Origin of the sequence: Streptomyces sp. NRRL S-378 (genome assembly GCF_000720645.1) — a bacterium.
In the GTDB taxonomy this organism is placed as follows: Bacteria; Actinomycetota; Actinomycetes; order Streptomycetales; family Streptomycetaceae; genus Streptomyces.
In genome coordinates this window covers 1-8,357 of the sequence record NZ_JOBX01000121.1, presented here as the reverse complement: position 1 = coordinate 8,357, position 8,357 = coordinate 1, and the positions used below count along the sequence as shown (strand labels likewise).

The window sequence follows — 8,357 nt, the reverse complement described above, 5'->3', positions numbered from 1 at the left end:
TCTCAAGGAACGGACGCTTCCTTCGTACTCACCCTCTCGGGCTTTCCTCCGGGCTTTCGTTCTGCTGTCTTGCGTTTCCGACTCTATCAGACTCTTTCGGGCCTGACCCCCAGTCAGCGGGGTTTGCCTTCCGGGCTGTTGGGCCCTTCCGACTCCCCAAACTCTAGTGGATTTCCCCGGCGATCCATAATCGGCCTTCGGAAATGAATTCGGGCACGCCGAAATCGTTCCCAGTGGGAGATCATGCTGAGTTGGGTGCCGCAACGAGGCGGCGGATTCGTTGCCTCCGAAACCTTCCGGCTCCGGGGCAACTCGAAGAACCTTACGGAGCCGCGGAGGCTGTGTCAACCCCGGTGGTCAGCTGGGGGACTGGAGGTCTTCCACCCGGTCGAGCAGGCGCGTGAGCATGTCGCCGAGCACCCCGCGCTCCGCCGTCGAGAGGTCCTGGAGGAGGTCCTCCTCGAAGATCGTCGCCGCCCGCATCGCGTCCAGCCACTTGCTGCGGCCCTCGTCGGTGAGCTCCACGATCACGCGGACCCGGTTGGACTCGTCCCGCTCACGGGTCACCAGGCCCTCCGCCGTCATGCGGTCGATCCGGTGGGTCATCGCCGCCGGCGTGAGGCCCAGCTGCTTCGCGAGCTCGCTCGGGCCCATCCGGTAGGGGGCTCCGGAGATGACGAGGGCCTTGAGGACCTCCCACTCCGCGTTGCTGATGCCCAGGGCCGCGGTCTGGCGTCCGTACGCGACGTTCATCCGGCGGTTCAGGCGGCTCAGTGCCGACACGACCTTCTCGACCTGGGGGTCGAGGTCCTGGAATTCGCGCTGGTAGACGGCGATCTGCTCATCGAGGCTCGGCTCGGGGACGGACGTGGCGCCGTCGGGGGTGTCACCCATGCCTCGAAGTATGGCACGAGCGCGTTGGCGTCTAACTCCTTCGATGTGTACTGTTAACGATCGAACTTTAGGTATGAAGTCTTCAGTCTTCAGTTATCAAGGCAGGTGAGAAGTGACCAAGGTGATGGGCGCTGCGATGCGGCGGATCCAGGCCGGGAACGCGCTGACGGCGTTCGGCATCGGCTTCACGGTTCCGTTCCTCTACATCTATGTGGCGCAGGTGCGAGGTCTGGGCTCCATGGCCGCCACGAGCGCGTTCGTGGCCTTCGCCCTGGGCGCTCTCGTCGCGCTGCCCTTCACCGGTCGGGTCATCGACCGACGTGGTCCGGTGCCCGTGGTCATGGGTGCGGCCGTCGCCGCCTCGGCGGGCGCGCTCGCGCTCGGGCTCTCCACGGGGGTCGTGCCCATCCTGCTGTCCGCGCTGGCGCTGGGCGCCGGTCAGGCCGTGATGCAGCCGGCCCTGGCCACGATGATCGTGTGGTGTTCCACGCCGTCCACCCGGACCCGCGCCTTCGCCCTCCAGTTCTTCATGCAGAACCTGGGTCTGGGCATCGGCGGTCTCCTCGGCGGTCAGATCGTCGACGAGAGCCGGCCCGGGAGCTTCACCCTGCTGTTCGGCATCGAGGCCGTGATGTTCCTGGTGCTGGCGGGTGTCGTCGCGACCGTGCGGCTGCCGCACGTGCCGAGCATCAAGGACGCCGTGCCGAAGGACCCGGCGCAGGCCGGTGCCGGCGGCTGGAAGCGTCTGCTGCAGCACAAGGTCATGGTGCAGTTGTGCGTGCTGGGCTTCGTGGTGTTCTTCGCCTGCTACGGGCAGTTCGAGTCGGGTCTGGCCGCCTTCGGTACCGAGGCCGCCGGGATCTCCCCCTCCACGCTCGGTTTCGCCCTCGCCGCCAACACCGGTGCGATCGTCCTCGCGCAGTTCGTCGTGCTCAAGCTGGTCGAGAAGCGCCGCCGCTCGCGGGTGATCGCGCTCGTCGGGCTGATCTGGACCGGGGCGTGGCTGATCGCCGGGTTCTCGAGCCTGGGCCACGGCAGCGCGATGATGGCCGCCGCGGCGTTCATCACCACGTACGCGCTCTTCGGCATCGGCGAGGCCATGCTGTCGCCGACCCTGGCCCCGCTGGTCGCCGATCTGGCTCCCGAGGGCTCAGTGGGCCAGTACAACTCGGCCTTCGCGCTGGTCAAGCAGATGGCGCTGGCGTTGGGACCGCTCGGGGTACCGCTGGGTGCGGGCGCGCCGATGCTGTACGTCGCGGTCTTCGTGCTGGTGTCGCTCGGGATCGCCGGTCTGGCGCTGCGGCTCGGCAAGGGCCTCACGCCGATGCAGGACAACCCGGTGCTGGCGAGCAGGATCGTCGCGCAGGGCGGTCCGGCCGTCGGGGTGAAGGAGTCCGTGCACGCGTAGCCGCCTCGGTACGTCGGTGTACGTACAGGTCAGGCCCCGGTCCTCGTGGACCGGGGCCTGACGCGTGTCCGGCTGCTGCGGCTGCTCCCGCTGCTCCGGCTACTTGTCCGGCAGGGCGAACTCGCACCAGACGGCCTTGCCGCCGCCCGGGGTGCGGCGGGAGCCCCAGGAGGAGGCGATGGTGGCGACGATGGAGATGCCGCGGCCGGTCTCGTCGGCCGGTTCGGCGCGGCGGCGGCGCGGCAGGTGGTCGTCGCCGTCGGTGACCTCGATGATCAGCCGGCGGTCGGTGCGGCGCAGTCGCAGGCGCATGGGCGGGGTGCCGTGCTGGAGAGAGTTCGCGACGAGCTCGCTCGCCGCGAGGACCCCGAGGTCGCAGAGCTCGACGGGGAAGCGCCAGGAAGCGAGGACGCCCTGGGCGAAGGCCCGGGCGCGCGGGGCCGCCTCGGTGCCGCCGAGGAGTTCCAGGGCGGCGTTGTGGAAGAGCTCGGCGTCGGCGCCGCTGCGGGCGGGCTGCTGGAGCACCATCACGGCGACGTCGTCGTCGTGGTCGGCGTCCACTCCGAGGGCGCGCATGAGGCGGTCGCAGATGACGCTCGGGGTGCCCTGGGCGCCGGCGAGGGCGCGTTCGAGCGCGGCGACGCCCTCGTCGATGTCCTCCCCCCGGCGTTCGACCAGGCCGTCGGTGTAGAGGACGGCGGTGGAGCCGGGGCCGAGCGCGATGGTGCCGGAGGTGTGCAGCCAGCCGCCGGTGCCGAGCGGCGGGCCGGTGGGGTCGGCGGCTCTGCGTACGGTGCCTTTCTCGTCGCGGACCAGGATCGGCAGGTGGCCGGCGGAGGCGTAGGCGAGCAGGCCCTCGTTGGGGTCGTGGACGGCGTACACGCAGGTGGCGATCTGGCTGGCGTCGATCTCGGCGGCGAGTCCGTCGAGGAGCTGCAGCACCTCGTGCGGGGGCAGGTCGAGGCGGGCGTAGGCGCGGACGGCGGTGCGCAGCTGGCCCATGACGGCGGCGGCGCGGACGCCGCGGCCCATGACGTCGCCGATGACGAGGGCGGTGCGGCCGGCGCCGAGGGTGATGACGTCGTACCAGTCGCCGCCGACGGCGGCCTCGGTGCCGCCGGGCTGGTAGGTGGCGGCGATGCGCAGGTCGTCGGGCTGTTCCAGTTCCTGCGGGAGCAGGGAGCGCTGGAGGGTGACGGCGGCCTCGCGCTGGCGGCGTTCGCTGGCGCGGAGGCGCTCGACGGCCTCGGCGTGGTCGGTGACGTCGGCGAGGTGGATGAGGACGCCGGTGTGGTGGGCGTCCGCCGCGTGCGCGGTGGTGGGGCGGGGGAACTCGACGGGCGTGCAGGTGACGGTGTACGAGCTGCCGCCGCCCGGTGCGGTGCGGTTCTTGGCGGTACGGGACTTGCCGCTGCGCTGGACCTGGTCGAGGAGCTGGAGGAGGCCGAGCTCGCCGAGTTCGGGGAGGGCCTCGTGGGCGGGGGCGCCGGGGGTGCGGGCGCCGAAGCCCGCGGTGTAGGCGTCGTTGACGTAGGCGACGCGGTGCTCGGGGCCGTGGACGAGGGCGACCAGGGCGGGGAGCCGGCCGAGGACCTCGCGCACGGGGAGTTCGTCGAGGGAGGGGACGGCGGTGAGGAGGCCGGTGCGCTGGGCGGGGGCCGTGCCGGTGCCCGGTCCGGTCCCGGTGCCCGGTCCGCTGCCGGAACCGGTGCCGGAGACCGTGGGGTCGGCGGGGTGGCCGTCGGCGGGCGCGGACCGCTCCGCTCCGGGGTCGGGGCGGCCGCCGCGGGCTGCCGGGACCGCGCCTTCGCCCCGCTTGGCCTGGGCGGCGGCATGTTCGGTCCTGGCGGCGGCGCGGCGCTGCGTTCCGGGAAACCGGGCGCTCCAGCGCGTGAAGTTCACTGCGTTCAAGCCTCGTGGTGTCGCGAGTGGTCGCTGTGTCGCTCGTGGGCGGTCGCTGACGGGACGATGTCACTCTGTGCAGGTGTGAGCACACCTATGGTCACACGTCCAGTGTGGCCGACCGCACTGACAACGTCAGCCCTGGCCGTTCTGCGGGGGGTTGGGAGCGAGGGGCGGGGGAGGTGTCTTGGGGCCGCCGCCGGCGGCCAGTTCGAATTCTGCTCTGGGGTGTTCGAGTGAGCCAAGAGAGACGATCTCACGCTTGAAGAGGCCGGAGAGTGTCCATTCGGCAAGTACGCGCATTTTCCGATTGAAACTGGGGACGCGGCTGAGGTGGTATGCGCGGTGCATGAACCAGGCCGGGTAGCGCTTGAGCTTGCGCCCGTACACGTGGGCGACGCCCTTGTGGAGGCCGAGCGAGGCGACCGAACCGGCGTATTTGTGGGCGTACTCGGTCAGGACCTCGCCCCGCAGAGCGGCGAGGAGGTTGTCGGCGAGGACCTTCGCCTGGCGGACGGCGTGCTGGGCGTTGGGGGCGCACTCGCGGCGGGGGCCCTCGGCGTCCGGCGGGGCGGTGATGTCGGGAACGGCGGCGGCGTCACCCGCGGCCCAGGCGTGCTCGACGCCCTCGACGGTGAGGAACGAGGTGCAGACGAGGCGGCCGCGCTCGTTCCTGGGGAGGTCGGTCGCGGCGAGGACGGGGTGGGGCTTGACGCCGGCCGTCCAGACGATGGTGCGGGTGGGGAAGCGCGCGCCGTCACTGAGGACGACGACGCGGTCCTCGCAGGATTCGAGCCGGGTCTCCAGACGGACGTCGATGTTGCGGCTGCGCAGTTCGCGGACCGTGTAGACGCCCATCTCGAGGCCGACCTCGGGGAGGATGCGGTCGCTGGCCTCGACGAGGACCCACTTCATGTCCTCGGGCTTGATGTTGTGGTAGTACCGCGCCGCGTAACGGGCCATGTCCTCCAGCTCGCCGAGGGCTTCGACGCCCGCGAAGCCGCCGCCCACGAAGACGAAGGTGAGGGCGGCGTCGCGGAGGGCGGGATCGCGGGTGGAGGACGCGATGTCCATCTGCTCGATGACGTGGTTGCGCAGGCCGATGGCCTCTTCGACGGTCTTGAAGCCGATGCCGTAGTCGGCGAGGCCGGGCACGGGAAGGGTGCGGGAGACGGAGCCGGGGGCGAGGACGAGTTCGTCGTACTCCATCTCGACGGGGCCGGCGCCCTCGTCGGCGGTGGCGAGCGTGTTGACGGTCGCGGTCCGTTTGGCGTGGTCGATGCTCGTGGCCTGGCCGATGACGATGCGGCACTTGCCGAGGACGCGGCGCAGGGGGACCACGACGTGGCGCGGGGAGATCGCGCCCGCGGCCGCTTCCGGGAGGAAGGGCTGGTACGTCATGTACGGCTCGGGCGTGACCACCGTGACCTCGGCTTCTCCCGCTCTCAGCTTTCGCTGGAGCCGGAGCGCCGTATACATGCCGACGTAGCCGCCGCCGACGATCAGGATGCGCGTGCGGGGCGGGGTACCGGGGGCCGTGCCCCGGGGGTTAGCAGCCTTCACCATCCCATGACGCAACGTGGCCGGGAGTTTGTCCACAGGCCCGGCACATTGTGTGACCGGTGGTGGCCCTGGGACGGGGCGGAAGAGGACCCTCGGAAGCGGCGGAAGTTCGCAGGTCAGGACGGGCGGAGAGGGAGGTTCCGAGGGTGTGGGAGGGAAAAGTGGGAGTGAATGCTCCGATCGGGCGGTGGTCCGTCCGGGGCTGCCTCTTCTGAATTGACTCTGGCTCAACTATGTTCGTATCTCGTCGAGGACCGGGCCTGAGACCGTGGCCCCCCTCGGCGTGAAGGCGGGGAGTGTCTCCGGGGGGAGACAAATGATTACCGGGGGATACATATGAACATTTCCGATTTCCATGGTTCTGCGACCGCGCTCTCGGTCGAGAGCAACGGTCGCGCCATGACCGGCGCGACCACGCACGGTGTGGGCCGGTCCACGCCGCTGCGCGTCGACGCCCAGCGCAACCTCGAGCACGTGCTGCGTGCTGCCCGCGAGGTCTTCGGCGAGCTGGGCTACGGGGCTCCGATGGAGGACGTGGCGCGCCGCGCCCGGGTCGGTGTCGGCACCGTGTACCGGCGCTTCCCGAGCAAGGACGTCCTGGTCCGGCGGATAGCCGAGGAGGAGACCACCCGGCTGACCGAGCAGGCCAGGACCGCGCTGGGGCAGGAGGAGGAGCCGTGGCAGGCGCTGTCGCGCTTCCTGCGCACCTCCGTGGCGTCGGGCGCCGGGCGGCTGCTGCCGCCGCAGGTGCTGCGCGTCGGCTCGACCGCTGAGGAGGCGGCCGAGGAGGCGGAGGAGGCACGGGTTCCGTACCAGCGCCAGGCGGCCGAGGCCGCCGGGGCTCCCGGCCTGCGGGTCGTGGGCGGGGCGCGGGGCGCGGCCGATGACGAGCCTTCGGACGACGCGGGTGCGGGTGCGCTGCTGGAGGTCGTCGGCCGGCTGGTGCACCGGGCGCGGGAGGCGGGCGAGCTGCGCGCCGATGTCACGGTGGCCGATGTGCTGCTGGTGATAGCGACGGCGGCGCCCGCGCTGCCCGACCCGGCCCAGCAGGCGGCGGCTTCGACCCGGCTGCTCGACATCCTGCTGGAGGGCCTGCGTTCGCGGACGGTGTGATCCCGGCGGTTCGGTGCCGGCCCGGTGACGGGCCGGCACCGGACCGACGCGGGAGCCGGTAGCGGACCGACGCGAGGTCCGGTGGCAGGCCGACGCGGGAGCCGGCAGCGGGTCCGGTGGCGGACCGACACGGGGTCCGGTGGCCGGCCGGCAGGGGTTCGGCTGTGACACCGGGGCGGCGGCGTGCCGTTCGCGCGGCCGGGGCCTGTTCGGGCATGCGTCGCAACCTGCTCGGACGGGTGGATGGTGCGCGGAGGGGCCCGAGGCATGTCCGCCATGTGACACGCTTGCTCGGTGTACCGGTTGAGGGTGTCGTGCGGGAGCTTCCGCTATGAACATTGACGGGCGTGAGGAGTCACCCGGTGGCGCCGGGGGCGATACCGAGGTGGGCAGCCCACCCGCCCCGCAGGTGCCGGCACAGCGCGAACCGGGCGGGCGGCACGCACGTTCGTCGGGGTTCTCTGCCCCGGGCGGCACCGGGGGCGAGCTGCCGCCGTCCGACGGGGACTTGATCGCCCGGATGCGGGGCGGCGACGACGGTGCGTACGCGGAGCTGTTCCGTCGTCACGCCGACGCCGTACGGCGCTACGCGCGGTCCTGCTGCCGGGACGGGCACACCGCCGACGACCTGACCGCCGAGGTGTTCGCGCGGACCCTTCAGGCGGTACGGGGCGGTGCCGGGCCGGACCAGTCGGTACGGGCCTATCTGCTGACCACCGTGCGCAGGGTCGCTGCGGCCTGGGCCAAGACGGCGAAGCGGGAGCATCTCGTCGAGGACTTCGCCGTCTTCGCCGAGCAGGCGGCCACGCGCACCGAGAGCGGCGGCGGAATGTCGGGGCTGTCGGGGGACGACACCCTCGAACTCGGCGCGGACGTACGGGCGATGCGGGTGGCGGAGCAATCGCTGGCCATGCAGGCCTTCCGGAGCCTGCCCGAGCGGTGGCAGGCCGTGCTGTGGCACACCACCGTCGAAGACGAGTCGCCGAGTGCGATCGCGCCGCTGTTCGGGCTGAGCGCCAACGCGACCGCCGTGCTGGCCAGTCGGGCCCGCGAGGGTCTCAAGCAGGCCTATCTGCAGGCCCATGTGAGCTCGGCGCTGAGTGAGGGCGGCGACTGCGCCCGGTACGCGGACCGGCTGGGCGCCTACGCGCGCGGCGGCCTGCGGATGCGGGCGGAGCGGGGCCTGCGGGGGCACCTGGCGGAGTGCGTCAAGTGCCGGCTGGCCGCCGGGGAGCTCAAGGACGTCAACGCGGGCATTCCCGCGCTGCTTCCGGTGGCGGTCATCGGCTGGTTCGCCGCCTCGTACGCGGCCAAGGCCGCCGGGGTGGTGGCCGGTGGGGCGCTCGCCGCGGGCGGGGCAGGTGCCGCGGCCGCCGCCGCGGGCGGGTCGACGGCCGGAGGCGGTGCCGGCGCCGGTGCGGCCGGGGCTGCCGGGAGTACCGCCGGGGCCGGGGCGGCCGGGGGTGCCGCCGGCGGG

Annotated in this window: 6 protein-coding genes; 3 read left to right on the top strand and 3 right to left on the bottom strand. The window is 72.1% G+C overall.

Annotation, left to right across the window (positions count from 1 at the left end; translation table 11 throughout):
- Positions 1–357 precede the first annotated feature (357 nt).
- On the bottom strand, positions 358–894 hold the full coding sequence (locus IH80_RS0137520) for a MarR family winged helix-turn-helix transcriptional regulator (RefSeq protein ID WP_030966376.1): 537 nt from the start codon (positions 892–894) through the stop codon (positions 358–360).
- Positions 895–1,018: 124 nt separating this feature from the next.
- Here IH80_RS0137520 and IH80_RS0137515 point away from each other — a divergent pair, with 124 nt between their 5' ends.
- A complete protein-coding gene (locus IH80_RS0137515; protein WP_030966374.1) occupies positions 1,019–2,302 on the top strand; it encodes an MFS transporter in 1,284 nt (427 codons plus the stop codon).
- 99 nt (positions 2,303–2,401) lie between these two features.
- Here IH80_RS0137515 and IH80_RS0137510 read toward each other — a convergent pair whose 3' ends face one another.
- A complete protein-coding gene (locus IH80_RS0137510) occupies positions 2,402–4,204 on the bottom strand; it encodes an ATP-binding SpoIIE family protein phosphatase (RefSeq protein ID WP_030966373.1) in 1,803 nt (600 codons plus the stop codon).
- Positions 4,205–4,339: 135 nt separating this feature from the next.
- Positions 4,340–5,770: an NAD(P)/FAD-dependent oxidoreductase gene (locus IH80_RS0137505; protein ID WP_030966372.1), complete on the bottom strand. Its 1,431-nt coding sequence runs from the start codon at positions 5,768–5,770 to the stop codon at positions 4,340–4,342.
- Between the two features lie 333 nt (positions 5,771–6,103).
- Here IH80_RS0137505 and IH80_RS0137500 point away from each other — a divergent pair, with 333 nt between their 5' ends.
- Together IH80_RS0137500 and IH80_RS0137495 are read left to right on the top strand one after the other, a co-directional pair.
- The gene (locus IH80_RS0137500) at positions 6,104–6,880 is read left to right on the top strand and encodes a TetR/AcrR family transcriptional regulator (RefSeq protein ID WP_030966371.1); all 777 of its coding nucleotides are present in this window, start codon (positions 6,104–6,106) and stop codon (positions 6,878–6,880) included.
- Between the two features lie 331 nt (positions 6,881–7,211).
- A partial coding sequence (locus IH80_RS0137495) for a sigma-70 family RNA polymerase sigma factor (protein WP_030966370.1) occupies positions 7,212–8,357 on the top strand: 1,146 nt, incomplete at its 3' end.